At 46.6% G+C, this 25,534-nt stretch carries 26 protein-coding genes; all 26 read right to left on the reverse strand.

What is annotated here, in order from left to right:
• Positions 1 to 447 (reverse strand): 50S ribosomal protein L9, encoded by a 447-nt coding sequence (gene rplI, locus CVV54_06130; protein PKL04452.1) that lies wholly within the window; start codon positions 445 to 447, stop codon positions 1 to 3.
• Complete coding sequence (locus CVV54_06135) at positions 431 to 1,396, reverse strand: hypothetical protein (protein PKL04453.1); 966 nt, start codon at positions 1,394 to 1,396, stop codon at positions 431 to 433. The genes rplI and CVV54_06135 overlap by 17 nt, the downstream gene beginning before the upstream one ends.
• 79 nt (positions 1,397 to 1,475) lie before the next feature.
• A complete protein-coding gene (gene rpsR / locus CVV54_06140) occupies positions 1,476 to 1,721 on the reverse strand; it encodes a 30S ribosomal protein S18 (protein ID PKL04454.1) in 246 nt (81 codons plus the stop codon).
• Positions 1,722 to 1,739: 18 nt separating this feature from the next.
• Entirely contained in the window at positions 1,740 to 2,279 is a 540-nt protein-coding gene (locus CVV54_06145) for a single-stranded DNA-binding protein (GenBank protein ID PKL04455.1), read from the reverse strand.
• Between the two features lie 5 nt (positions 2,280 to 2,284).
• Entirely contained in the window at positions 2,285 to 2,569 is a 285-nt protein-coding gene (gene rpsF / locus CVV54_06150; GenBank protein PKL04456.1) for a 30S ribosomal protein S6, read from the reverse strand.
• 87 nt (positions 2,570 to 2,656) lie between these two features.
• Positions 2,657 to 2,956 (reverse strand): septum formation initiator, encoded by a 300-nt coding sequence (locus CVV54_06155; protein ID PKL04457.1) that lies wholly within the window; start codon positions 2,954 to 2,956, stop codon positions 2,657 to 2,659.
• 33 nt (positions 2,957 to 2,989) lie between these two features.
• Positions 2,990 to 4,666 carry an arginine--tRNA ligase gene (locus CVV54_06160; GenBank protein PKL04458.1) on the reverse strand — a complete coding sequence of 559 codons (1,677 nt, stop codon included), beginning with the start codon at positions 4,664 to 4,666 and terminating at the stop codon, positions 2,990 to 2,992.
• Between the two features lie 30 nt (positions 4,667 to 4,696).
• A complete protein-coding gene (locus CVV54_06165; protein PKL04459.1) occupies positions 4,697 to 6,523 on the reverse strand; it encodes a hypothetical protein in 1,827 nt (608 codons plus the stop codon).
• Positions 6,524 to 6,537: 14 nt separating this feature from the next.
• Positions 6,538 to 9,225, reverse strand: coding sequence for a preprotein translocase subunit SecA (locus CVV54_06170; protein PKL04554.1), 2,688 nt, complete (start codon positions 9,223 to 9,225; stop codon positions 6,538 to 6,540).
• A gap of 192 nt (positions 9,226 to 9,417) precedes the next feature.
• Positions 9,418 to 10,701, reverse strand: coding sequence for a diaminopimelate aminotransferase (locus tag CVV54_06175; GenBank protein PKL04460.1), 1,284 nt, complete (start codon positions 10,699 to 10,701; stop codon positions 9,418 to 9,420).
• Positions 10,702 to 10,724: 23 nt separating this feature from the next.
• Positions 10,725 to 11,276: a CDP-diacylglycerol--glycerol-3-phosphate 3-phosphatidyltransferase gene (pgsA, locus tag CVV54_06180; protein ID PKL04461.1), complete on the reverse strand. Its 552-nt coding sequence runs from the start codon at positions 11,274 to 11,276 to the stop codon at positions 10,725 to 10,727.
• Positions 11,277 to 11,523: 247 nt separating this feature from the next.
• The gene (locus CVV54_06185) at positions 11,524 to 12,228 is read right to left on the reverse strand and encodes an ABC transporter ATP-binding protein (GenBank protein PKL04462.1); all 705 of its coding nucleotides are present in this window, start codon (positions 12,226 to 12,228) and stop codon (positions 11,524 to 11,526) included.
• Positions 12,215 to 13,003, reverse strand: coding sequence for a high-affinity branched-chain amino acid ABC transporter ATP-binding protein LivG (gene livG / locus CVV54_06190; GenBank protein ID PKL04463.1), 789 nt, complete (start codon positions 13,001 to 13,003; stop codon positions 12,215 to 12,217). The genes CVV54_06185 and livG overlap by 14 nt, the downstream gene beginning before the upstream one ends.
• On the reverse strand, positions 13,004 to 14,050 hold the full coding sequence (locus tag CVV54_06195; GenBank protein ID PKL04464.1) for a branched-chain amino acid ABC transporter permease: 1,047 nt from the start codon (positions 14,048 to 14,050) through the stop codon (positions 13,004 to 13,006). It abuts the gene before it with no gap.
• Positions 14,047 to 14,940, reverse strand: coding sequence for a branched-chain amino acid ABC transporter permease (locus CVV54_06200; GenBank protein ID PKL04465.1), 894 nt, complete (start codon positions 14,938 to 14,940; stop codon positions 14,047 to 14,049). The genes CVV54_06195 and CVV54_06200 overlap by 4 nt, the downstream gene beginning before the upstream one ends.
• 74 nt (positions 14,941 to 15,014) lie before the next feature.
• Positions 15,015 to 16,100: a branched-chain amino acid ABC transporter substrate-binding protein gene (locus CVV54_06205; protein ID PKL04555.1), complete on the reverse strand. Its 1,086-nt coding sequence runs from the start codon at positions 16,098 to 16,100 to the stop codon at positions 15,015 to 15,017.
• 150 nt (positions 16,101 to 16,250) lie between these two features.
• Complete coding sequence (locus CVV54_06210; GenBank protein ID PKL04466.1) at positions 16,251 to 16,949, reverse strand: anaerobic ribonucleoside-triphosphate reductase activating protein; 699 nt, start codon at positions 16,947 to 16,949, stop codon at positions 16,251 to 16,253.
• The gene (gene nrdD, locus CVV54_06215; GenBank protein PKL04467.1) at positions 16,946 to 19,081 is read right to left on the reverse strand and encodes an anaerobic ribonucleoside-triphosphate reductase; all 2,136 of its coding nucleotides are present in this window, start codon (positions 19,079 to 19,081) and stop codon (positions 16,946 to 16,948) included. Before nrdD ends, CVV54_06210 begins: the two co-directional genes overlap by 4 nt.
• Entirely contained in the window at positions 19,071 to 19,550 is a 480-nt protein-coding gene (gene nrdR, locus CVV54_06220; GenBank protein PKL04468.1) for a transcriptional regulator NrdR, read from the reverse strand. Before nrdR ends, nrdD begins: the two co-directional genes overlap by 11 nt.
• A 198-nt stretch (positions 19,551 to 19,748) precedes the next feature.
• Positions 19,749 to 20,831 (reverse strand): aminotransferase, encoded by a 1,083-nt coding sequence (locus CVV54_06225; protein PKL04469.1) that lies wholly within the window; start codon positions 20,829 to 20,831, stop codon positions 19,749 to 19,751.
• 130 nt (positions 20,832 to 20,961) lie between these two features.
• Positions 20,962 to 21,423, reverse strand: coding sequence for a glutamyl-tRNA amidotransferase (locus CVV54_06230; protein PKL04470.1), 462 nt, complete (start codon positions 21,421 to 21,423; stop codon positions 20,962 to 20,964).
• Positions 21,424 to 21,425: 2 nt separating this feature from the next.
• Entirely contained in the window at positions 21,426 to 21,614 is a 189-nt protein-coding gene (locus CVV54_06235; GenBank protein ID PKL04471.1) for a 30S ribosomal protein S21, read from the reverse strand.
• Positions 21,615 to 21,723: 109 nt separating this feature from the next.
• Positions 21,724 to 23,061, reverse strand: a complete 1,338-nt coding sequence (locus CVV54_06240) for a tRNA (N(6)-L-threonylcarbamoyladenosine(37)-C(2))-methylthiotransferase MtaB (GenBank protein PKL04472.1) — start codon at positions 23,059 to 23,061, stop codon at positions 21,724 to 21,726.
• Between the two features lie 15 nt (positions 23,062 to 23,076).
• A complete protein-coding gene (locus tag CVV54_06245) occupies positions 23,077 to 23,805 on the reverse strand; it encodes an RNA methyltransferase (GenBank protein ID PKL04473.1) in 729 nt (242 codons plus the stop codon).
• On the reverse strand, positions 23,759 to 24,631 hold the full coding sequence (locus CVV54_06250; protein ID PKL04474.1) for a 50S ribosomal protein L11 methyltransferase: 873 nt from the start codon (positions 24,629 to 24,631) through the stop codon (positions 23,759 to 23,761). The genes CVV54_06245 and CVV54_06250 overlap by 47 nt, the downstream gene beginning before the upstream one ends.
• Before the next feature lie 169 nt (positions 24,632 to 24,800).
• Entirely contained in the window at positions 24,801 to 25,532 is a 732-nt protein-coding gene (locus tag CVV54_06255; protein ID PKL04475.1) for an ABC transporter ATP-binding protein, read from the reverse strand.
• Positions 25,533 to 25,534: the final 2 nt, after the last annotated feature.

The raw sequence follows: 25,534 nt of genomic DNA on the forward strand, positions 1-25,534 counted from the left end.
TTATTCTGACTCCACTTTAAGGGTCATTTCTGCTTCAACGCCAGTGTATAGTTTTGCTTTAAACTGGTATTCACCGGTCTTTTTGACTGTTTCCTCTATTTTCAAATCTTTTTTGTCTACGGGAATAGAGAACTGGGCGACCAGAGCTTCCGCGATCTGGGCTGTCGTTACGCTTCCAAACAGCTTGCCGCCCTCGCCCGTATTGACCTTTACCCTGACTACTTTACCGCCAAGTTTTTTTCTTGCTTCCTCAGCAATTTTTAATTTTTTATCATCTTTTATCTTCTGAGTCTTCTGCATCTGCTGAAGCTCGCGTACTTTTCCCTCTGTGGCTTCTTCAGCAAGTCCTCTGGCGATTAGGAAATTACGGCCGTAGCCGTCAGCGACTTCAAGAAGGTCGTCTTTTTTCCCTATTTTATTAACATCCTGTTTAAGAATCACTTTCATTCTTTTTCCCCCTTATCCTAGTACGTAAATCGTACCAGATATCAAAGATTCCAACCATAGACAAAATATACGAGACAGGAGAGAAGAGTATGCAGAAAAGCGAAAATATCACTTTTATAACCTTCGCTATCCTCCTGGATGACATATAGTACCAACATAATGACAGGCCTTCAAGCATGAATATTGCCCTGAGAACTTCCATGAGGTTTGCAGATACTACAGTGTATACTCTCTCATCCGGGAAAGCCTTGCCTGCAAGATCCATTATCACCGCTGCAGCCAATGCCCAAAAAAGGTTTTTAGGGAAACGCCATGTTTCAAATTTGGGAAGGCTCGGTAAAGGTTCTCCACCTGATCTCCTGATAAGATATGAAACCGTCCAGTAGGTCGCAAATGTGTCTATAGCAGAGAAAAAAATAATCATGGAGGGCATCAAGAGTGATACAGTCTCTACCATAGCCAGTGAATAATTTTTAATTATTTCATCTGAGGCACCTATGCCGCCGGATGAAAGTTTGCTTGCCAGCGAAGATACTATCTCCATCGCTGTTTCAGGCGACATTGCAAATGGGTTCATTCCCGAAATGCTTGTAAAGGTGACCAGCAGGATTATCTTGGCTATAATTGAGGCTGTGACAGAGAGAAGGATGAAATCGATGCCTTTTTCAGTCCTGCCTGAAATATAGCCGAAGACTACCCCTAAAACACCAAACTCAAGGGCATACATAAAAGCAGGAAGACTTCCAAAGAGAATAAAGACAAATACAGAACCGAATAGGACTCCTAATAGCGATTCACGGAATCCCTGCCTTATTTCAAGTACCATAAGCGGAGCCGGAGCTATAAGGATCAGGAAGGGAGATGCGAGAGCAACATACATTCCACCCGAGAACATAACTATGCTCAAAAGTATCAATGACAACCATTCAAAAATAATTTTCGATTTCACTTTCCGACCCCCACAAAGACAATAAAAAAAAGAGAGAGCCCTACGGCCCTCTCCCAATTATACAGCACAGACTTAATTTTTAATCTGATGTAAAAGGCAAAAGCGCAATTATTCTTGCCCTCTTTATAGCCCTTGTGAGCTGGCGCTGGTGCTTGGCACAAGTCCCGGTAACTCTTCTTGGCACTATCTTGCCGCGTTCTGTAATATATTTTTTAAGCTTTTCTACTTCTTTGTAATCTACATGATCGATTTTATCTACACAGAAATGACATACCTTCGGCCGGCGCTTACGGCGTTTACGGTTAAAATTCGAACTGTTTTCCATCAAAGACTCAACCCCTTCCTAGAATGGTATCTGTACATCTCCAGGTCCCTCAGTTCCGCCCATTTCAGAGAAATCAAGTGGGAATTCATCTTCAAATCCCTCTTCTTCTCTTAGGCTTCCCATGTCCCCGCCAGACATCGCATCGGAATGGATCCTGGCGCTTCCGGGATTCTGTTCAGCGTGAGAAGTGGATCCTGAAGATCCTTCATCTTCCCTGCGGCCTGAACCAAGGAGAACTATATTTTCAGCGACTACTTCCGTCACCCATCGGTGCTGTCCTGTCTTTGGGTCGTCGAAATCACGGACACTTATGCGCCCCTCGACTAAAACAGGACGTCCCTTTTTGAGATAGCGTTCGCAGATATCTGCCGTAAAACCCCAAGCAGAAACATTTACGAAGTCAGTGTGGTTCTGCAGCTCTCCTGTCGCCTTGTTTTTCCACTGGCGGCCGATCGCCACAGTTATCCTTGCTACCTTCTGCTTGTTCGGAGTAAACCTCACGTCAGGATCTCTTGCCAGGTTACCCATAATGATAACCTTGTTGTATCCGCGAGCCATGACGTTTACTTCTCCTCCAGGTTAACGACCATCTGGCGTATAACCTGGGGTTTGAGGCTAAGGAGACGTTCCATTTCCTTGACCTGTGCGGGGTCGAGCTTAAACGTATACAGAACGTAAAAACCCTCGAGCTGTTTTTCAATGTGGTAGGCAAAACGCTTTTTGCCCCAAAGATCCACCTTTTCCAACTCTGCTCCCAAACCGCGCACGACCTCGGCAATTTCTTCTGATACCATTTTATGGTCCTCAAGATCTGCCTGAAGAATCACAACCATTTCGTAAGATCGCACGTACTTCACCTCCTCCCTTTGGACTCTGGTCTCTTCTCAAGGAAGAGACAGGGACATACAATCAAGTACTATAGCACCGAAGTTAGCCTAGTGCAAGACATCGTTTGAAGTTATTTCTATCTTATAGATAACCTCACCTGATAGGACCAGATTGAACTGTTCCCTTGCAAGTCTGGCAATGCCCTCCGGGGTACTGTAGTATTCAATTTTCTGTTTAAGTTCCTGTGATTTTCTTTCTTCAGCGACAAGCTCTTCCATTCTTTTATCCATGGTACCTGAAAGGACATCTATCCTTTCAAGTTCCTTGAAAAAAGAGGTAAGGAGAACTGCTATTAAAAATGTCACTGCTGCAGCAAATATGATCCACCGCAATCTGGGAGCTTTCATGATCTGTCAGCTAATAAACTTTCAGCTATCGTGCTACATCTTTTCAGGAGCAGAAACTCCCAGCAGTCCGAGTACATTTTTAAGTGTTATCTTTGCTGCTTCCATCAGCAGAATACGTGTTTTCATAACAGGCTCGTCCACACCAAGTATGCGCTGGCTGTTATAGAAAGAATGGAATGCTTCTGCAAGCTCCGTAGCATAATATGCAATCCTGTGCGGCGCAAACTCGTCAGCTGACTTTGCCACTTCCTCAGGAAGTCTTGATATAGCCTTCGCTAGATTTATCTCAGACTGGTCCGTTATCAGCGAAACATCAAATTCTTCGATCCCAGGCAGTGTTACCCCTCTCTCCTCAAGTTCACGATATATGCTGCATATTCTTGCATGAGCATACTGAACGTAGAAAACAGGGTTTTCAGAAGTCGCCTTTTTCGCCAGCTCAAGATCAAAATCAAGGGTACTATCGCAACGGCGCATCACGAAGAAAAACCTCGTTGCATCTACTCCGACTTCATCCATTATCTCTCTCAGTGTTATTATCGTTCCTGCACGTTTTGACATCTGGACCGGTTTACCATCCCTGAGGAGGTTTACCATCTGTATCAGAAGCACATCAACAGCATCGTCCGGATGACCAAAAGCCTTATTGACCGACTTAAGTCTCGGTACGTACCCGTGATGGTCAGCGCCCCAGACATAGATCAGCTTTTCGAAATTCCTGTCATACTTGTTTTTCAGATAGGCCACATCAGATGTGAAGTAGGTCGGTACTCCGTTGGTCCGTATAAGGACCCTGTCTTTATCATCCCCGAAAAGAGTGGACCTGAACCAGAGTGCGCCTTCTTCCTCGTATGCGTAATCCCTCTTCTTCAGTTCTTCCATCGCCGGTTCTACCTGGCCGTTGTCATAAAGTGATTTTTCTGAGAACCAGACGTCAAATGTCACACCAAACTCTTCCAGATCCTTGCGGATCATTTCGGTAACTATTTTGCCTGTCTCTACAGAAAAAAATTCAACGGTCTCTTCCAATGGTTTTTTTGCCGGTTCTTCACCATACTTATCAACGAACGACCGAGCTATGTCCGTCATGTATTCTCCGTGATAGCCGTCTTCGGGCATTGGCGCTTCGTCCCCTCTTCCGAGGGCTTCAAAGTATCGGGACTGGGCTGATTTGCCCAGAAGTTCCATCTGCAGACCGGCATCATTTATGTAGTATTCACGTTCAACATCCCATCCGGCAAAGTCGAGTATCGAGGCTGTTATGTCTCCCACTGCTGCGCCGCGTCCATGTCCCATGTGCAGCGGGCCCGTCGGGTTGGCGCTGACAAATTCCACCTGGATCCTTCTGCCTTCGCCCGAGTTGACCCTTCCGTAATTTTCATTTTGGGCTATCGTGCTTTTTATTGCCTCTGTGATCCAGTTTGAGGCAAGTGTAAAATTGATAAAGCCGGGACCTGCGACCTCTGCCTTTTCAACGATCTCTCCAAGCGGCACCTTGTCGATCAATTTGTCAGCAAGTTCTCTGGGCTTCATGCCGAAAGGCTTCGCCAGCTGCATTGCAATATTGGTCGCCCAGTCACCATGTCCTGCCTGTCTTGGGCGCTCAAGGCGCACCATAAAGCCTTCAGGTAATTCCTGCTCCACGTCCCTTGCGATATCATCCACTGCTCTTTCAAGTAATTGCTTAAGTTCTTCTGTCATGTTCTGCAAAGTCAAACACTCCTTAAAAAATAAAAGACTTTATTTCCTGAAAGGAAGATCAAGTACAGGCCATCTCATGCAGGCAGCAAGCTCTTCCTTTAAAATTGCAGCAAGGCTGTCATCTACGATCACACTTTTTACTGTCCACGTGCTGTCCGCTATTAGCTGGGCTTTTTTGGGCCAGTGTGTGATCGATTCTATGAGGACAGCTTTTGTTCCTCCCCCAAGTTTTTTAAGCGGGGGAGACTGGATCATTTTATACCCTGATGGCATGTTCATCCTTATTTTCTGATCAATTATGAAGGGAAAACGCAAAGTATAGCTGCTTTCTTTTCCGATCATCTCCCCGACTCTTGATGGGACTCCTCCCGGAAGTCGAAGCAGGAGATTATCTCCCAACGTTATTCCCGGAACGCACTTTACTTTGAATTCAAGTTTGTATCCCGTCTTGGTAGGTTCCACTGAAAGAGGGTCAAGGACCATGCCCGGTATTGCGAAGTTTACCCTTTTTCTTAGAAAATCACTAAGTCCGCTCTGTGAAGGCAAATATCCATCAGACATCAGCTGTGCCCAGCCTCCACTTACGGCTATCGTCAATGTCCCCTCGGCAGAACCTATCTCGTTGAGATCCAGCTTCCAAAGAAAGTCAAGTTTGTGATCGGCAGGGCTGCCTGAACTCACAGTCTTTTTTTCGTAATCCTCGTCTTTGAGTCGGTAAAGAAGTGCTCCTGTTATTGAGGGCGCAGTGACCCCATAAGCGGATGTCTGGCCGGCCTGATAAAATTCAGTTCTGCCTCCGTTTGGAGACAGCTCAAGGACAGGGGCTGCCCAAAGGCTTGTAGAACCGGGGCTCTCTTTGTCCAGTTCCATTGATGCCTGCCACCATATCTTTGTCTCCCATCCAAGGGATTTTAGCCATTTATTAAGGATCAAGGTCTGTTCCCATGGAGTCCAGGGACCCTCTTCAGGAATATTTTCAGGAGATCTGACCCAGTTGCGGGGGTATCCTGAGAGTTTTTTTGAGGGCTGGGCTATCCATTCCATGAGCTTCATACCTGTCTTTGTTTTGTCTCCTGAAGATATTGACTTGGGGAGCCCAATGGATGGAAAAGTGTTCACAAATTCACTCATAACGGAAAGGCTCTGGTTGATACCCTTCCTTGAGCTGAAAGACAAGCTCGGCCTCTTATAAACGACAAAACCTTCTCCATCCCATTTTTCCTGATTCATGACTGTCCATTTGAATTTTTGCTGTCCTGACGATTTTGTAACTACAGGATCTTTGACATCCCTTCCATGCCAGTAAAGCTCCCTTCCCTCTGGGAGCTCGACAGTGACGTTCTGTTCCCATATTGGAAGGTGTCCTGCCATATCTATAGTTTCATCTACACCATAACGTTTTTCATGTTTTGTTCTGACAACAAGCGCAACAACCCTTCCCACCGCTTCATCAGTTGTGGTGATCTTTTTTACCAATGCTCCGCCGTTAAGTGTTTCTTCGGAAAGCGATAGCTCGCCCTCTTTCATGGAAGTCATTGGGTTGTACCAGGCGGCTTCCAATATATCAACGGAACCATTTGCCGGAATAGGTATCTTTATATCTTTGAGTTGGTCAGGAATGCTCTCTCCAGTCAGAACAACGTAATGGAGGGTGTCTTCCATCGTTCCGTCATTCAGCATCCTGAAATCATTGTTCTTGAGCCAGACTACTGAGGTGGCCCCGGTGAATCCCTCTATCGAAGGAGCTTCCTTGTTGAGTCTCCTGACTTCTTCAGAGGTGTTCCAGGCTTCTGCATCAGCAGGCAGAACTAAAAACGCTGATAGCAGTGTCAGAAATATTGCAGTAAAGCTAAAAAAACGTCTCATCAAATACCTCCCGGTCATCTGCCGCAGCATTGCTTGTATTTTTTACCGCTCCCGCATGGGCAGGGATCATTGCGTCCAACCTTGTTGACGTTCACTATCGGCTGTGTTTTTTGCGCCGTTGCCAATGTTCCAGGGTTTTCCATATCTTCGCTGTATCCAAACGTATCGGGTATCTCAAGTGCATCCCGGCTCTCGATCCAATTTGTCCTGCTCTTTTCTTTTTCTTTATTTACAACCGACACCTTAAGAGCAAACTCGGTGATACCCTCCCTGATCTGAACCAGCATCGTCTGAAAAAGGCTGAAAGACTCAAACTGATACTCGAGCAACGGATCTTTTTGACCTATGGCCCTGAGCCCTATACCCCTTCTGAGTTCATCCATCGCCAGCAGGTGTTCTTTCCAGTTCGTATCAAGGACCTCAAGAAAAATATAGCGGAAGATCTGCTCTGAAACTTCAGGCCCAAGGTCTTCCGTTTTCTGAGTGAAGCGTGATCTTATGTCTTCGAGGATGACCGGCTTTGCTTGATCAAGATCTTCCTTTGTCTCAACATTTTCAATGTGCTTCGACATGCCCGGCCAGAAGAGTGCGTTCAGTTTCACGCTCACTGATTGTATATCAGGTTCTGCATTGTCATTATCTCCAAAGACTTTATCTAAAAGGGACTGTGCAGTATCTTCCAGAACACCAAGCATTCTGGAAGCGATATCCTTATCATTCAGTATTTCGCTTCTTTCTTTGTACAGGGCTTCGCGCTGCTGGTTCATTACGTTATCGTATGCAAGGAGCTGCTTTCTTATATCAAAGTGCATCTCTTCGACTTTTTTCTGGGCGTTCTCAATAGCCCTGGAAAGAAGTGTGTGTTCAATGCACTCTCCCTCTTCCATTCCGAGCTTCTCCATAATTCCCTGAACCCTGTCTCCTCCAAAGAGGCGGATAAGGTCATCTTCAAGTGCAATATAAAAACGGCTCTCGCCCGGGTCGCCCTGTCTTCCGGAACGGCCTCTGAGCTGATTGTCTATACGTCTGGATTCATGCCGTTCGGTACCGATTATGCGAAGCCCACCAGCCTTGATGACCGCTTCATGTTCTTCTGTGCAAAGTTTTTTATATTCTTCCAGGACGTTTTTGTACTCCTCATCGTTGTCCTTGATACTCAGCCCTTTTTTCTGCATCTCCTCACGAGCCATGAATTCAGCGTTGCCTCCGAGAACAATGTCTGTTCCGCGGCCTGCCATATTTGTCGCAACAGTAACTGCTTTGAGGCGACCGGCCTGGGCAACGATAGAAGCTTCTTTATCATGAACTTTGGCATTGAGGACACTATGGGGTATCTTCCTTGCACGCAGCAGTCTGCTGACCTTCTCTGAGTTTTCGATAGAGGTCGTACCGACCAGGACAGGCTGTCCCTTTTCGTATGCTTCAGATACCTCGTCGGCAGCAGCGTTATACTTCTCAGGCACTGTCCTGTATATGGCATCGTGATGATCCTGCCTTACCATTGGCATATGTGTCGGCACAAGGATGACTTCCAGACCATATATCTCCTTGAACTCTTCCGCTTCTGTGAGTGCGGTACCTGTCATACCGGCAAGTTTTTCGTACATCCTGAAATAGTTCTGGAGCGTGATTGTAGCAAGGGTCTGATTCTCCCTGCCGACTTTCACACGTTCTTTGGCTTCAATGGCCTGATGAAGACCATCTGAATACCTGCGGCCAAACATAAGTCTGCCTGTGAATTCGTCAACGATAACTATTTCACCGTCTTTAACGACATAATGAACGTCCCTCTGGAAAAGATGGTGTGCTTTAAGCGACTGGGCTATTTTGTGTGAGAGCGAAGAGTTGGCAAAATCAGTAAAAAGGTTGGGCAGCTTCATTAATCTTTCTGCTTTTGCTATTCCGGTTTCAGTCAAAGCAAGATTGCGTTCTTTTTCTTCTATCTCGAAGTCAGTGCCCCTTATTAGCTCCCTGGCCACGCTGTCAGCTATCCTGTAGGGCTCGGTATCATCTTCAGACGGTCCTGAAATTATTAGTGGTGTTCTTGCCTCATCTATAAGTATGGAGTCGACTTCGTCTACTATGCAATAGAAATGACCTTTTTGTACCTGCTGATCTTTTTGTATTGCCATGTTGTCCCTTAGATAATCAAACCCGAACTCACTGTTGGTACCATAGGTTATATCTTTGCGATAGGCTGTGAAACGGTCTTCCTGATCCATGAAAGGGGAGATCACACCAACAGAGAGTCCCATTCCTCTGTAAACAGGCCCCATCCATTCAGCATCGCGTGCTGCTAGGTAGTCGTTGACAGTGATAACGTGGACTCCGCGGCCTGCTATTGCATTTAAAGCTACTGCCAGAGTGGCAACAAGAGTTTTTCCCTCTCCTGTCTTCATTTCGGCTATTTTACCCTCGTGAAGTGCCATTCCTCCCATAAGCTGTTCTTTAAAATGGCGAAGTCCAAGTGTACGCACTGAGACTTCCCTAACTCTTGCAAAAACCTCAGGAAGCATGTCGTCAAGCGTTTCTCCATTTTCAAGGCGTGCTTTAAAAAATGATGCTGACTGGGCAAGTTCTTCATCTGTAAGATCTTTTAACTGTGGTTCGAAGGAATCTATTATCGAAGCTTTTTCCTCATAACGCGCGATCGCTCTGTCATTAGGATCTAATCCCAGTGCCTTTATGACACCGCTAAACAGTCCCATTGAAACTCCACCTCTCAAAAACATAAAACAATTCTTTTGTGATGATATTTCTTCCCATCGGCTGATTATATCCTTTTATGCATATAGCAGTCAAAGCAATATGACCTATACTTAGAGATCAAAAAAATTGGGCCGGCGTTACATGCCGCGCCGGCCCAATCGATTATCGCTCAGGTTTCTTTGTATTCAGTTTTTCTTGAGCATCATCAACGCAAAGACCTTGGCTTCGTTGATCATGTGGTCTATTTCTGCATACTCGTTTGGCATGTGCGCCACATCGGCTTCCTGGCACCATACTACAGCGGGGATACCTTCATCTCTGAAATATTTGGCGCAAGTGCCTCCGCCTACTCCGCCGACATGCGGCTCAAGGCCATAAACGCATCTTATCGCTTCTCTTAGGATCTCTACCACAGGAGAGCCAGAAGGTGTCGGAGATGGGGCCTGCTCTCTCTGTAAAAAATCGTAAGTGATTTTTACATTTCTTCTATCCTGGATTTTCCTGATCTCTGCGTCGACGACTTTCAGTACTTCTTCCAGAGGAATGTTCGGCAGTACCCTGCAGTCAAAACAAAAAACATCACGTCCGGGCACCGTATTCACATTCGGGACGTTTGCATTACGCCTCGTGGGTTCAAAAGTGGAACCTGCCGGATCAAAAATATCGTCTTTATCCGGAAAAGCGTTGTGGAGCGCTATATCGAGCGAGCATGAAAATTCGTTGGCAGCCCTGCATGCGTTGCTGCCAAGCTGCGGTCTGCTTGCATGCACCTGTTTCCCCACCACATTAAATTCTATCCAGCAAATACTCTTTTCAGCTATTTCTATGAAATCGCCTTCTTCATTGCCTCCGTCAGGAACTATTACTAGGTCATCAGGACTGAAAAGACCCTGCCTGATAAGATGCTGTATCCCGTGAACACTGCCGACCTCTTCGTCTGCCACGAAGCAAAGGCAGATCTCATGTTCAGGCTGCAGATCATTTTCTCTTAAAGCGACCGCGGCAAAAAGTGACGAGACAAGTTCCTGACAGTTATCGTTCGATCCCCGTCCATAAACTCTGCGATCTTTAACTACAGCCTTGAAGGGATCTGTCTCCCAGTGCTTCCTGTCTCCTTCAGGAACCACATCCATATGTGAAACTATCCAGAGGCGTTTTGAAGTTTTTCCCGGTATCCTCACGATCAAATTTGGTCTTACGCCCTCTTCAGCTTTGGGATCTTGTGAGTTATATATTTCAGGTTTGCCAAAGCCCATCTCTTCAAGTTTTTCTGCGATGTATCTGGCTTTTCTGTATTCTCCATTGCCTCCGCCAAGAGGACTTATCGCCGGTATCTCCACCAGGTCCGACAATAGAGAGACCATTTGCGGCTCAAGTTTTTCTATAGTTTTAAAAAGTTCGTCCTTCAAAATACATTCCTCCTCTATCCGGAATACGTTTTTGAATAAATGTATATTGCATCTGTCCATCAATACAAATCAAAAGAGTCAGTTCAATCAAGCAGGTCGATGCATTTTACAAGATAGTCCCCGCCTGACCATATAGTAAGAGCCATGGCGATCCACATTACTGTCAGGCCGCCTGGGATGTTAAAGATCAGCAGGATAATGCCTATGATCTGGCTCACTGTTTTGAGTTTGCCTCCTTTGGAAGCCGCAATGACTACCCCTTCAGAGGCTGCTATCATCCTGAGTCCGGTAACGATAAACTCTCTTGCTATTATGACTACTACCATCCATGCAGGGACTCTGTGCAGATCCACAAGCGCTACCAGCACAGCGACCACCATAATCTTGTCCGCGAGAGGATCTATAAACTTTCCAAGGTTGGTTACTATGCCCCTCTTCCTTGCGATATATCCGTCGGCGGCATCTGTAAGAGAGGCTATTATAAATACAAGCCCAGCAAGAAGGTCGCCAATATTGACTCCCTCAATAAAACCAAACTGGGTACGCAATGTAAGAAATACCATCACCACCGGCACAAGAAAAACTCGTGATATGCTGAGCAGGTTTGGCAGATTCATTGCAGAAGGTATTTTCATGGCTTCCTCCGCTGTGGAAATATTGTGTTTTCTGTTTCTGCAGTTACATTTTATACTACAACAACTACTTTTAATAGCATTGATAAACTAATATTTTGAAAACTGATTAAGATACCTAAATAATGATTTTAGTAATAAATTTAATCTTATAATAAAAAATACATCTAAAATAAAAACAACAAAATTCCCGCTGCACCGTAACCGCAGCGGGGACTATCATCGCAGCCAATTTCTAATATTAATAAGGTCATCCTCCCAAGTAGGCATCTATTACGCGTCTGTCTCTCAACAGATCTATGCCCTTGCCCTCAAGGGTGATCGCACCGACTTCCAGAACATATGCATAATCTGCTACATTCAAGGCTCCAAAGGCATTCTGTTCAACAAGAAGTATCGTTTTGCCCTCTTTGTTGATCTCCCGGATGATCTCAAATACTTCCTGTACCAATAATGGGGCCAGTCCAAGTGAGGGTTCGTCCATCATGATCAGTTCGGGATCGCTCATAAGAGCCCTTGCAAGCGCAAGCATCTGCTGTTCTCCTCCTGAAAGTGTCCCGCCCTTCTGCCAGACTCTCTCTTTCAGCCTAGGGAAGAGATTGAAGGCTCTCTCTATCGACTCTTCGAGTCCTGACTTGTCTTTGCGGGAATATCCGCCTAGCTTGAGATTTTCAAGAACTGTAAGTTGTGGGAAGATCCTGCGGCCTTCGGGACATAATGCAACACCGGACATCAGTATCTCTTCCGGCAGGAGGCCAAATATATTTTTGCCTTTCCATGAGATGCTTCCCGTTTTGTTCTTGACCAGCCCCGCAACAGACCTCAGCGTGCTGCTTTTTCCGGCACCGTTTGCTCCGATCAGCGTGACGATCTTGCCTATCGGGACTTCAAGCGAGATACCACGGATAGCATGGATCCCTCCGTAACGGACGTTAAGGTTTTCAATTTTCAGCACAGGCGACGGCCTCCTTTCCAAGGTATGCCTCGATCACTTTGCAGTTCGAGCGGATCTCAGCAGGAGTTCCTTCGGCAATAAGCTGGCCGTAGTCAAGTACCCTTATCCATTCAGATACTCCCATGACGACCTTCATGTCATGTTCTATCAGGAAGATGGTCAGGTTGAATTTATCCCTTATCTGCCTTATAAAATTCATCAGTTCCTGGCTTTCCTGTGGATTCATGCCTGCCGCAGGCTCGTCAAGCAGGAGAAGTTTGGGTTCCGTTGCCAGCGCCCTTGCGATCTCAAGTCTTCTTTGGGCGCCATAGGGCAGTCCTGTGGCTATTTCTTTAGAGAGATGGCCCAGGCCGACTGCATTGAGCAGTCCCATCGACTTTTCCCTTATCTCGCGTTCTTCCCTGAGAAAACCCGGAAGCATAAGTGGGGCTGTCCACCAGGGTGATTTCTGACGTACCCAGCAGGCAGTCATTACATTCTGCAGAACTGTGCCTCCGGCAAAAAGCCTGATATTCTGGAACGTCCTTGCTATCCCGGCCTTACAGACATCATGAGGCTTCATGCCTGTAATGTCATCATCCATGAATAATATTTTTCCCTCAGTGGGAGTGTAAAAGCCGGTTATTATGTTGAAACAGGTAGTCTTTCCCGCTCCGTTGGGGCCTATCAGACTGGAGATACTTCCTTCTTCTATCTCTATGTTGAAGTCACCGACAGCGGTCAGTCCGCCAAATTTTATCGTTACATTTTCTGTCCTGAGAACGGATCTGCCCATCTATTCGTCCTCCTTTTTACTGCTGAATCGTCTGGTAACGCTATCCCAGCTGAATTCATACCCCCCGATTATCCCTTCCCTGCGGTATAGGATAATTAAGAGAAGCACCAGCGAGAATATTACCATCCTCATCCCGGGAATTCCGACAAGTACGAAAGAGCCGATCTCTATCGTGTCTTCTACAAACCTCAGCCATTCAAGAAGTACAGTTATCACGACCGCCCCTACCATTGAGCCCGTGATTGAACCCAGCCCTCCGGCAACAACGATCATAAGGATATTGAATGTCAGCTGGAAGTTGAACATCTTGGGGTCGATCGTAGTTATCAGGCTCCCCATCAGCGCTCCTCCGACACCTGCAAAAAAAGCGCCCACTGCAAAAGATATTGCCCTGCACTTGAAAGTGTTTATTCCCATCGCCTTTGCAGCCACTTCATCGTCACGGATCGCTCTCAGACAGTTTCCGAAATTGCTTGAAAGCAGTTTAACGATCACAAAAAAAGTCAAGACACACCAGAAATAATTCCAGCCAAGGTTGGCATAAGGCGGTATTCCTTTTAACCCCAGTGCTCCGTTTGTGACCGGCGTGATATTTGTAAAGACGACCCTGATTATTTCAGCAAATCCAAGAGTAGCGATCCCAAGATAGTCTCCGCCAAGGCGAAGTACCGGAAGCGCGATCAGAAGACCAAGAAGTGCAGCGATTAGTCCGCCTGCAAGAACAGAGATGAAAAACGGAGCTTCAAGGACTGAGAAGGGCCAGATTATCGGCTCCAGAATATACATCATCTCCTTCTGTGCAGCAGGAAGGATGAGGATGGCGCTGACATATGCACCTATGGCCATAAAACCTGCATGCCCCAGCGAGAACATCCCCGTAAAACCGTAGATCAAGTTCAGACTTAGTGCAAGGATCGCGTTCACTGCAATCAGGTTGAGAACCTGGATCTTGTATCCGTCCAGATTTCCATTGGCCCACCAGAGGAAAAGTGCAAGCAGAAGTGTCAGCAGAAGGTTAAGAATGATTTTTGTTTTTTTCTCCATCATATCTTGTCCTCCAGTTTTTCTCCCATTAGCCCGGTGGGTTTAACAAAAAGTATCATTATCAGCAGCACAAATGCGAAAGCATCCCTGTAACCAGAAAGCTCCGGGAAGAAGGCAATTATCATTATCTCTATGAAACCGAGCAGAAGTCCGCCTATCATTGCCCCCTGAACAGAGCCTATCCCGCCCAGTACTGCCGCTATAAAGGCTTTGAATCCCGGGAATACTCCCATAAAAGGATGTATCTGGGGATACCTGAGCGCCCACATTATGCCTGCTGCCGCAGCAAGGGCTGAACCAATGGCGAATGTGAGAGCAATTATCCTGTCCACTCTAACTCCCATGAGACGAGTAGTTTCTATGTCTTTTGATATTGCCCGCATGGCTAATCCGGGAGGAGTCCTGTAAAGTATCCATAGAAGTCCGGCTACAAGCAGAAAAGAACTTATTGGAACAAATATTGCCAGGGGAAGGATCCTTATATTGCCAAACTGCATGACAGTTACAAGCATTTCAAGCCTGGGCATCGGTTTCGGGACTCCAGTAAAGAGGACCAGACATATATTTTCAATAAAAAATGAGACTCCTATTGCACTTATCAGAGCAGATATCCTTGGCGCATCTCTTAAGGGCCTGTAGGCTATCCGGTCTACCATTACACCGAAAAGGGCTGTTCCTGCAATAGAAAGGATGACGGCAGCGACCCATGGAAGATTAAGGAGGGTTATCGCAAAAAAGACGAAATAGGCGCTTATCATGAAGATGTCGCCGTGAGCAAAATTGATGAGCCTAAGAATACCGTAAACCATAGTATAACCAATGGCGATAAGGCCATAGAGGCTTCCCAGCGTCAACGCGTTGAATGAGTGCTGAATAAACATATCCAATGTCATAACTATTCTCCCCGCTCTCGAAAAAGGGGAGGGATATACCCTCCCCCCATTTTAGGAGCTTAAGTCAATATTATTTATTTAGGTTCAACTACGGTAAGGAATATCCTCTTCCCGTTTTTGATCTGCATAATGCCGACAGATTTCTCTGCATCATGGGAAGCATTGATCGTAGTGTTTCCTGTGACTCCTGGGAAGTTCTTTGTAGCTGCGATCGCTGCTGTTATCTTTTCGGGATCATCGCTTTTCGCGCGTTTGATGGCGTCAAGGATAAGCATGTAGCTGTCATAACCGCAAGCTGTGAGTGCGTTAGGATCTTTGCCCGGAAAAGCCTTCTTCCAGTTTTCCGTGAATTTCTTGGCTATTGGGCTCATTTTTGGCATTTCTGGAGCATAAGCGAATGTGGTGTAGCTGAAACCTTCGACAGATTCTCCGCCTATTTTGACAATTTCAGGGTTGTCCATGGCATCGCCGCCAAGGATCTTGAACTTAGCGCCAAGTTCTCTTGCCTGACGCATGATGATCGCGCCTTCAGCAAAGTTGGCAGGGATGTAAAGGACATCGGGCTTCTTGCTGATGATCTCTGTCAGCTGGGCTGTAAAATCCTGGTCACCCTTCTGGTAGTTGAGTTTTGAAACTATTTTCCCGCCGTTTTTAGTAAAACTGCGCTCGAAGAATGAAGCAAGACCTACGCTATAGTCCTCTGTGACTTCGATAAGGCAGGCTGCAGTCTTGGCTTTCAGCTCTTCCTTCGCGAAGGCGGCAGCACCTGCCCCCTGGAATGGGTCTATGAAGCAAACGCGAAAAACATACTTTTTGCCCTGGGTTACGAGGGGGTTGGTGCAGGAAGTGCCTACCATCGGGATACGCGCCTTCTCTGCAACTTCTCCGCCGGCCATGGCAAGGGAAGAACCATATGTGCCTATTATGGCGTTGACTTTCTCTTTGTCGACAAGTCTCTTGACTGCATTTGCTGCTTCAACTTTATCGCTCTTGTTGTCAACAAATATGATCTCTACCTTTTTGCCCAATACAGTCGGGGCTTCCTTATGCGCCAGTTTCACACCATCAAGCTCAAGCTGTCCTCCGATGGCGTTTCCTCCTGTTACAGGGAGGTAAACTCCAATTTTCACCGTATCCGCTGCCATAGCCGTTCCGGCCATGACAAGTACGACACAAAAAGCCACTAAAATTTTCTTTGTTAACTTCACTGCAGAACACCCTCTTCTCAACTGGATTTTTAGATTACAGAAGCCGTAAAAATTGTGCTTATGCGCCGACAATTATAACTCATTCACTGATCTTTTTCATCATTATCCTCTCACCTTTATGCCGGAGAATTTCTCTCTCAGCTTCTCGGCATCTGCTGCAGGAAACAAGCAGTAGCTGGGATCAAGACAGTTAACGGGCCTGAATGCCTGTATTATCCAATGAGCGTCATCTATCAGTTCTTTTCTTATCTCGATCATATCCTCTATCGTAAGCAGCCCATCTATAAAAGTGGTCCTGAATTCATAAGCAGGAACGGACCTTTTTATGATATCGATGCTTCTCTTTATCTTCTCGGGATCAACATCAACACCTGTAACTCTCTTAAGAGCCACTTTATTAAGAGGGGCTTTCACATCCATTGCAACGTGATCTGCCAGTCCCTCTTCAAGCACTTTGCCTAGTATGTCGGGCATTGATCCATTAGTATCAAGCTTAACGCTCATTTTCAACTCTTTCATCTTTCCCAGAAAATCAAACAACCCATCCCATAAACAGGGCTCTCCTCCGGTTATGACTACTCCGTCAAGAAAATTTATCCTTTTGCAGATGTCATCGATGATAAAACTAATGTCGATAATATCAGTCTTTTGAAGGACAAGTTCGCTGTTGTGGCACCATGGGCATCTGAAATTGCATCCTGAAGTAAAGACTACTGCGGATACATGACCGTCCCAGTCTAAAAAAGATGCGGGGAGATATCCCCCCGCAGTATAACGTTTCATTTCTTCCCCACTACTCATACCGAAGCTCTTACAGGTCCTCTTGCCCTGTCCCTGAGCTCTCCTCTTTTGCCGGCATTCCAGGATGAAGTCCTTGTAAAATAACCGGTCACTCTGGTTATGCCGTCAACATCCTCGGAGCCGCATCTCGAACAGGAATCAGAAAGTCCCCTCTCAATATGGTTGCACTCGTTGCAGATGGTAAATTCGGGGCTGAATGCCACCTGGGCGTTTTCTGAATGTCTGAATGTCTTGATCACAAACGAAGCAAGCGCCTTGGGATCCGGTTTATGTTCTCCCATCCAGACATGGGTGATGGCACCGGCCTTTATCATGGGATGAAGCACACCCTCCCTCGTCACTTTGTCGATCGGGTCCTGTACCAGTTTGTAGTTGAGGTGAGTGCTGTTTGTGTAGTATATTTCGCCTGTGTCGAAACTGCCTTTGATATACTTACGGGCAATATCGGGATAGGCCCGCAGGTCAAGCTTTGCAAAACGAAGCGCGGTGCTCTCCGCCGGAGTCTGTTCAAGGACGATCTTGAGGCCAAGTCTTTCCGACAGCTGCTGGCACTTGAGATCCATATACTGTATGACCGCTTTGCCGAGCTGTTCCGCATGCTCGCTCTCGTGGAGCTGACATCCTGTAACAGCCTCTACCATTTCATTCAGTCCAAGTATGCCTATAAGATGGCTGGCTTTTCTCATTCTAAGATAGCCTTCGTCATCATGTGAAACGCATAAGGCTGCAAGAGGGCCATGCAGCCCCAGGTCAAGAATGCTCTTTATAAACGCCCTTTTCTGCAGATGCGCTTTAGCGGCCAGTTCCATCTCTTCGTCGATTATCTCAAAAAGAGTCTCTTCGTCACCATTGCACCTGTATGCTGCTCTCGGTAGGTTCAAAGTAATGTTTTGAAGAGCACAGTAACGCATCTTCCATGGATGCTTTGCCTCATCAAGATCCTCCGGAGTCAGCTCGAAAGATAGCCTGCAGCATTCCGAGAGCTTTGCTACACCGCCGCGGTCAAAGACAAAGTACGTGTTGCCCTTTTCTGAAGAAAGCTCACAGGCCTGGTTCAGAAAATCTTCCCATCCCGGCTCCTTAAAGAAATAATCCGTGATGTGGAGCAGCGGTTTCGGGAAGAAGAAAGGCTGTCCCCTGCTGTCGCCACCCATATACACATCAAAGAGAGCTTTGAGGAACAGTTTTGACTCGGCATCGTAATCAGCATAGGTCTTTCCTGTAAATTTACCCCCAGGTCCTATCGCGGGAACATCCCTGAAATGATTTGGAATCTCATAGTACAGATTAATATCTGTAAACGCCACCTGACCGCCTCTGCCTCCTGCCAGCTGGTTGAATTCAAAGATAAGCTGCTGCGCAAGCTGTTTGAGCTGTTCATATGTCCATCCGACCAGATAGGGCGCAAAGTACATATTTACAGCGTCCCATCCTATAGCTCCTGCAAAATGGTTCTGCAGTACAGAAGTCATTTTAAGTATGTGGGCAAGAAGCACGTCCGCATGCTTAGCTGGTTTAGAGACACTTGTTATCGAAGGAATATTAAGACCGTAACGGGCAACATATGCAACGCTCTGTCCTGAACAGTAAGGGCGATTTACCATGCCCAGATCATGGAGATGAATGTCTCCCTTAAGGTGTGCCTCTGCTATGTCTTTAGTGAAGACCTTTGTAAGGGCGTATTCTTTGAGGACCATCTCCGCTATGGATAAATTTATGGATTCAGGATTATGGCTTGTATTGCTGTTCTCTTTATTTCTGGTCAGCATCATTTTCTCAAGGTCGTGAACAGGCAGACCTATCCTGCTGTGATCCGCCAGTTTTGCTCCCAGCCCCCTCTGGAAAAGCTTGACATTGACCATTTCACGTATGATCGTTGTCGTGACATGGCTTCTCTCAAACCTGAGCAGCTCCTCTTCGACCTCGAGGGCTATCCCTTCGGCGGTAGCCGGATCAACCCCGGCTTCGATTATCAGGGCATCCCTTATCCTGCTGGCATCCCAGGGAGAGCTTTCTTCCTGGGCCAGTGCATCGACCATCAGTGCAAGATCTGTCGATTCCCCCTGTTTTTCAAAAATCTTTCCCTGTTTGCCGAAAAATGACCCTGATTCATGTAATGCATCATTTGCCATTACGATGTGCCTCCTTGTCCTCCAGTAGTTTTGCTATTTCATGGGTAAAGCTGGAGATATCTGTAAATTCTCTGTATACTGACGCAAATCTGACATATGCGACTTTGTCTATCTTCCTGAGTTCTTCCGCAGCGTATTCACCAATAATGGAAGTCGGAACTTCTCCCTGTCCCCCGCCGCGGACTTTTGCCTCAACGTTTGCAACAGCTTCTTCTATACTTTCAAGGGGAACTGCCAGTTTTTCACAAGCCCTCTGGAGCCCCTTCATCAGCTTTCCTCTGTCGAAAGCCTCTCTGCTTCCGCCTTTCTTGACGACCCAAAGGTAGTTCTTCTCTTCGAGCCTCTCGTAAGTAGTAAAGCGGTTCTGGCATTCCGGGCATTCGCGCCTTCTCCGGTTAACTCTGCCTTCATCAGCACTCCTAGTTTCGATTACCCTTGTCTCAAGCGCACCACAGGCCGGACAGCGCATTAAACATCCCCCCTGACACTATATATAACGGTTTTTTAAGTATAACACTAGATATAGGGATTGAAAATGCAAAAAAGAAAAATATATTATCGGTATAAAAAAATACTTTGAATATTAAATAATTGACTTCCAAAATAAAACCGGGCCTGCCTCAGGCCCGGTTTTAACTGATCGGACAAAAGGATAGCAGGTACAAAATTATTTGTTCAACACTTTTTCGAGGACATCCATGCCTTTTTTCACAAGCTCTATGTTCGCCTGTGATCCCATATGTCCTATTCTGAAAACTTTCCCTGCAAGATGGCCGTAGCTTCCGCCCGCACCCATCCCACGCTCTCTTAGCGATCCATCCAGCTCCTCCCAGGTCCACCCGGAAGGTATTTTGACGGCGGTCACTGTAGGTGAAGCAAGTTTAATGTCTTTTGCGTACAGCTCAAGGCCCATTGCAGTGATCCTTGAACGGCAGTATTCTGCGACATCCCTGTGCCGTCTGAAGGAATTTTCGAGTCCTTCTTCGAGCAGTGATCTAAGAGATAGGTTCATTGCGGCATTAGCATGCCAGTTGTGAGTGCAGGGCATTTCCATTTTTTCTTCAGCGTTTCTCCATGGGAGCACTGCGTCATACCCGGCGTAATTTACTTTCTCGGCTGCAATCCAGGCCTTTTCACTCATCGTCAGGACAGAGAGGTCCGGCAACAGTGAAAGGCATTTCTGGCTGCCGAGAAGTCCAAGATCTATTCCCCACTCGTCGACCTTCACTTCCGCTCCGCCGGCGCTTGCCACGAAATCCACACAGAAGAGTGCTCCGCTCTCTTTTATCATCGGGGCTATTTCCCCTATGGGGTTGAGCAGGCCGCTGGGAGTTTCACAGTGGACAGCTGTAACGACATCTGGCCTGAAAGAATCCAGTTCACGCTTAAGGATACTTTCGTCAATAAAACTGCCGTCCGCAGCCTCGAGATATCTGACTTCCGCTCCCAAGGATCCTGCCATCTCGCCAAGACCGTGGCCAAAAAGTCCGTTCGAGAGGGTCAGCACCCTGTCTTTAGGTTTAACTGTGCTTTTGAGGGCCCCCCAAAGGACGAGCATTGCTTCTCCTGACTGGATTGTCACACTGTTTTCTGTATTTAATATTTTTTTCAGTAATCCCTGATTCTCTTTGAGCAGATCATAGAAATCTTTTTCCAGGTCAGAGCTCCCGAAATCTGTCATATAGGCTTCTCTGAATCTGACCGGTACAGAGACCGGGCCGGGGATCAACGGTATCATATAAGTTTTCATCGATAGCACTCCCTTCAATACGTTCAAAGACATGAAAGATCAAAAAAAATTTTATTTTTATTCTGTTATTATCGCCCTAAACGCAAAAAATGCCGAACTTACGTCCGGCATTTTTATTTGTTCTTCTGGTTTATGACTTTGAAGAAAGATGTTTCAGGACCAGTTCTTTTATTCTTCCGCCTTCTGCACGGCCTTTAACAGCAGCTACAGTTTTGCCCATTACTTTTCCCATATCTTTCAGACCTGACGCTTCAACCTGTGTTGAAATCTCCGTTACTATTTTTACGATCTCTTCGTCAGAAAGCTGTTCGGGCTGGTAAGAATCAAGCACCTTGACTTCCTCAAGCTCAGTTTCAGCTCTGTCATGCGCACCGCCTGACCTGTACATTTCAGCTGCTTCATTCCGCTGCTTGATAAGTCTCCGAACGATAACAAGGACTTCATCGTCTGTAAGGGGAAGATCCCTGCCTTTTTCGATCTGAGCCATCTGTATCGCAGACTTCAGCATCCTAAGGACTGAGAGCCTTAGTTCATCCCTCTTTTTCATTGCATCGACCAGATCGTTCTGGATCTTCAGCTCAAGGTCGGACATAACTAATAATCAGCCTTCCTGCCTTTGTTTCGGGCCATTTCAGCCTTCTTACGTTTTTTGATTTCGCTGGGTTTTTCGTAATGTTCATGCTTCTTTGCTTCACGAAGCACGCCCACCTTCCGGAGTTCACGCTTAAAACGCTTCAGCGCATCCTCTATCGACTCGTTATCTCGTCTGGTTACGGTGGTCACCTACATTCCCCCCTTTCTCGGCCACTCACAAAACATAAACACATATGTGCAGTGGGGGATAAACACCATGTTATTGTATCGTACTATTGAATTCGATACAAGCGGTCAGTTACAAAAACTCAGGGAATTCGCAATTATCCGGGGAACATTTCGAGACAAGGTCTGATGTCAGAATCCCGTTCACATATTTTTGAGGCGTAACATGGAGCACTTCACCTATTTCTGCATTTTCGGAAAGTGCAGCGACCCTTATATAGTTGCGGGCAAGTCCGCGAACGGTATCATTGATTTTTTGCTCAACAAGGATTTCAACATCTTTACCGATCCATTTTGAACAGTAATTCCTGTGAAGAGCGTCTGCTTCCGTGAGTGCTTTTGCAAGCCTTTGCTTTACTTCGTTCTCAGGCGGACAGGCCATCTGTGCAGCAGCTGTGCCTTCTCTGGGAGAATAATTAAAAATATGCATCTTTCCAAAACCTATATCGTTAATGAACCGGATGCTGTTTTCAAATGCTTTTTCATCCTCACCGGGAAAACCTACCATCAAATCAGTGCTCAGGTGTACATCTTCTCCGAGCTTTTTTCTGATGTTATCGGTTATCACACGGAATCCTTTTGTCGTGTAGCCCCTTCTCATAGCGGCAAGAACACCGTCATCGCCGCTTTGCAGCGGAAGGTGAAGATGCCTGCAGAAGGTCTCTGTCTCCGCAATCGACTCCAGCAGCCTCTTATCAACGGCAAAAGGCTCTATCGATCCAAACCTCAGCCTCTTTAGTCCTTTTATCGAACCGATCTTTCTTACAAGAAGCGGAAGGTCTTCATGCAGCCCAAGGTGGACCCCTGTAAGTACGATCTCAGGGCAGCCTGACTGAACGATCTTCTCCGCCTCGGCAAGCGCTTCATCGACATCCCTTGAGACCGGGTTCCCCCTGACATAAGGGACTATGCAGTAGCTGCAGAAATGGCTGCATCCGTCCTGCACCTTAAGGAATGCCCTGGTGTGAAGTCTGGGTCTGTCGAGAAGGAGGTCATCCCACGATCCGTCCGTCATTATGTCATCGTCAAAAATGGAAAAACATGATCTTCGCTCATTCTTTATAAACCAGTCGGCCGCAAGCTCGGCAATTTTGTGTTTCATTCTGTTGCCTATCAAAATATCAACGCCGAGAGTTACTCTGTCTGAGTCAGACATCCTCTGTGCGTAGCATCCGCATGCGACGATAAGTGAATCGGGATTTTCCCTCTTCATTTTACGGATCAGCTTTCGGCACTTTCTGTCTGCGGCTGCTGTTATGGTACAGCTTACGATCACTATAATGTCGGGGGCGTCAGAGGATTGAACCGCACCGGCCTTTTCAAGTGAGGCAGCAATGGCCTCTCCTTCATATTGGTTTGTGCGGCATCCCTGTATATGTACTGAGTATGTTTTGTCCATTAAAGGGTACATTTTACGAATCGTCCTTCAGTTCATTGAGAACCAGCCGCAGGCAACCGCAACTGCCGTACTTGCCCTGAGTATCCTATTGCCCAGGTTCACCGGCTTAAAGTTTTTTTCCAGCAATAGCTCTGTTTCAGAGGGAGACCAGTCTCCCTCCGGCCCTATGGCGATCACTGCAGGACTCGTGATCTCCGTCTTTGAAAGTGGCTTGGCTTCTGGAGAGAGCATTGCCGCTAACCTGCAGTCTGGCAGCAGGTCAGGATCAAGCTCTGTTAATGTCACAGGCTGCAGGAGCACAGGCGGAGCAGCAGCGCCAGCCTGCCGGGTAGCCTCTTCAAGGATCTTGTCCCAACGGGACATTTTTTCTTTGAGTTTAATTCCGGAATATCTGGGAACGCTTCTTTCACATGCAAGCAGATGTATCGTATGCACGCTTGTCTCGGCTGCAAATCTGAGAGACTGGTCGAATTGATCGTTTTTAAGCAGCCCCAGCAGCAGGTGAAGTTCTATAGATGGAGATGCTTCAGCAGTTCTTGACAATTCCTCGGCAAAGACAAGTTCTCCTTCACATAAAAGCCGAAGCTGGACTTTCTCGCCGGAGAGCAGTCCTTCTGCCAAAGATCCCGTGCAGCAGCGTCTCACTCTTATCAGATGATGCGCCTGCTCCTGATCTATTAGCCAGCGTCCATCTTTACAAATGCATTTTTCAAGACGCAGCCTTGGCAGCGACACCCCACCAGTCTCCCTTCGTATGCTCTTTGACTATGACCATTTTTGCTTTTTCCAAAGCCTCAACAAAGATGTCTCTCTCTGTGAGGAGCATGCCCGAAAAAATAGCCATACCCTCTCTCCCGATCACTTTTGGCACCTGGCCGACCATTGTTGTGAGAGGTTCGAGAAGAATGTTTGCTGTCAGCAGATCCACTTTATGCCTGAAACCGACAAGGAGATCTCCTGTTGCGATATCAATCTTTGTCGGATCCAATCCGTTCAGTTCGAAATTTTTATTGACCTCTTCTATCACGGCCGGGTCGATATCACGCGCATAAGATTTATCAGCGCCTAATTTTATTGCGCATATCGTCAGTATACCAGAGCCGGTACCGATATCTGCCGTAGTCATCCCGGGCTTCACAAAATCTTCCATCAGCTCCAGGACTATCTGAGTGCTCTCGTGATAGCCCGTTCCAAATGCGCTTCCGGGATTTATGTAAAGAGGAATGAGTCCTTCGGGCTCGGTTCCCTTATGCCAGGGAGCAAGAACCACCATAGACTTTCCTACGGGCAGCGGAGGAAAAGCCTCCTCCGATGCAACATTCCATGGCTGGTTTTCTATTTTTCCAAAATCATCTATTTTGATATTGCTCCATTCCTTCATCGCATCAAGAAGCTTTGCTTTCCAATAATGCAGGTCTTCGCTGCTCCTATAGTATGCCCTTAACTTGACGCCCCCTGAGGGTAGTTCCTGAAGTTCAGTACCGATACTCCCTGAAATGTCAGCTATCGAAAAAAGAACTTCCTCTTGCCCGTCATCAGCTGATAAAGTTATATACCACCAGTAGCTGTCATTTTTAATCACCAAACCCAACTCCTTTCAAGGCGCACTTTATTGTACTCCATTAAGCCAGATGCGAACAACAAAACATTTGATCGAAGCAACAAACAGCGGAGGATCCTTAATTCCAATAATGGAACAGGATCCTCCCCTGATTTATTCCATGAGCTAAACTAAAAAAAATCGTTTAGGTTTATTTCTTCTTTCCTCCCAGATACGCTTCCTCAATTTCAGGATTATGGAGAAGTTCCTTTGAATCTCCCTCAATTATGATCTTGCCAGTCTGCAGGACATATGCCCTGTTGGAAAGCAGGAGGGCCTTCCTCGCGTTCTGCTCAACGATCAGGATGGTCATTCCCAGCAGCTGGTTGATCTCGGTCAATTCCTTGAATATCTCGTTGATTATTATTGGTGCAAGTCCCAGTGAGGGTTCATCCAGCAGCAGCACCCGGGGCATGGCCATGAGCGCTCTTCCTATGGCCAGCATCTGCTGCTCTCCGCCCGAAAGCGTACCTGCATATTGGCTCTGTCTCTCTTCAAGACGCGGAAAGAGGTGATAGACCTTTTTTAACTGCTCTGAAACCAGACTGCGGTCTTTCAGGGGGAACGCTCCCATTTGAAGGTTTTCATATACAGTCAGCGGGGCAAATACTTTTCTTCCTTCCGGAGAGAGGCTTATTCCTGCTGTAACGACCTGAAAACTCTTTGATGGCAGGGATTTTCCGTCAAGCAGTATGTCTCCGCCTGCCTTTGGGACATCTCCCATTATCGCGCTCATCATTGTAGATTTTCCTGCACCGTTCGCACCAATTACCGCCACTATCTCACCCGGATAAACATCAAGGTCGACACCTTTAAGAGCCTGGATGGCTCCATAATTAACAGACAGATTTTTTACTGAGAGAATAGGCCTTTTATCTTCCATTG

The organism is Synergistetes bacterium HGW-Synergistetes-1, assembly GCA_002839185.1.
Taxonomy (GTDB): domain Bacteria; phylum Synergistota; class Synergistia; order Synergistales; family Synergistaceae; genus Caenicola.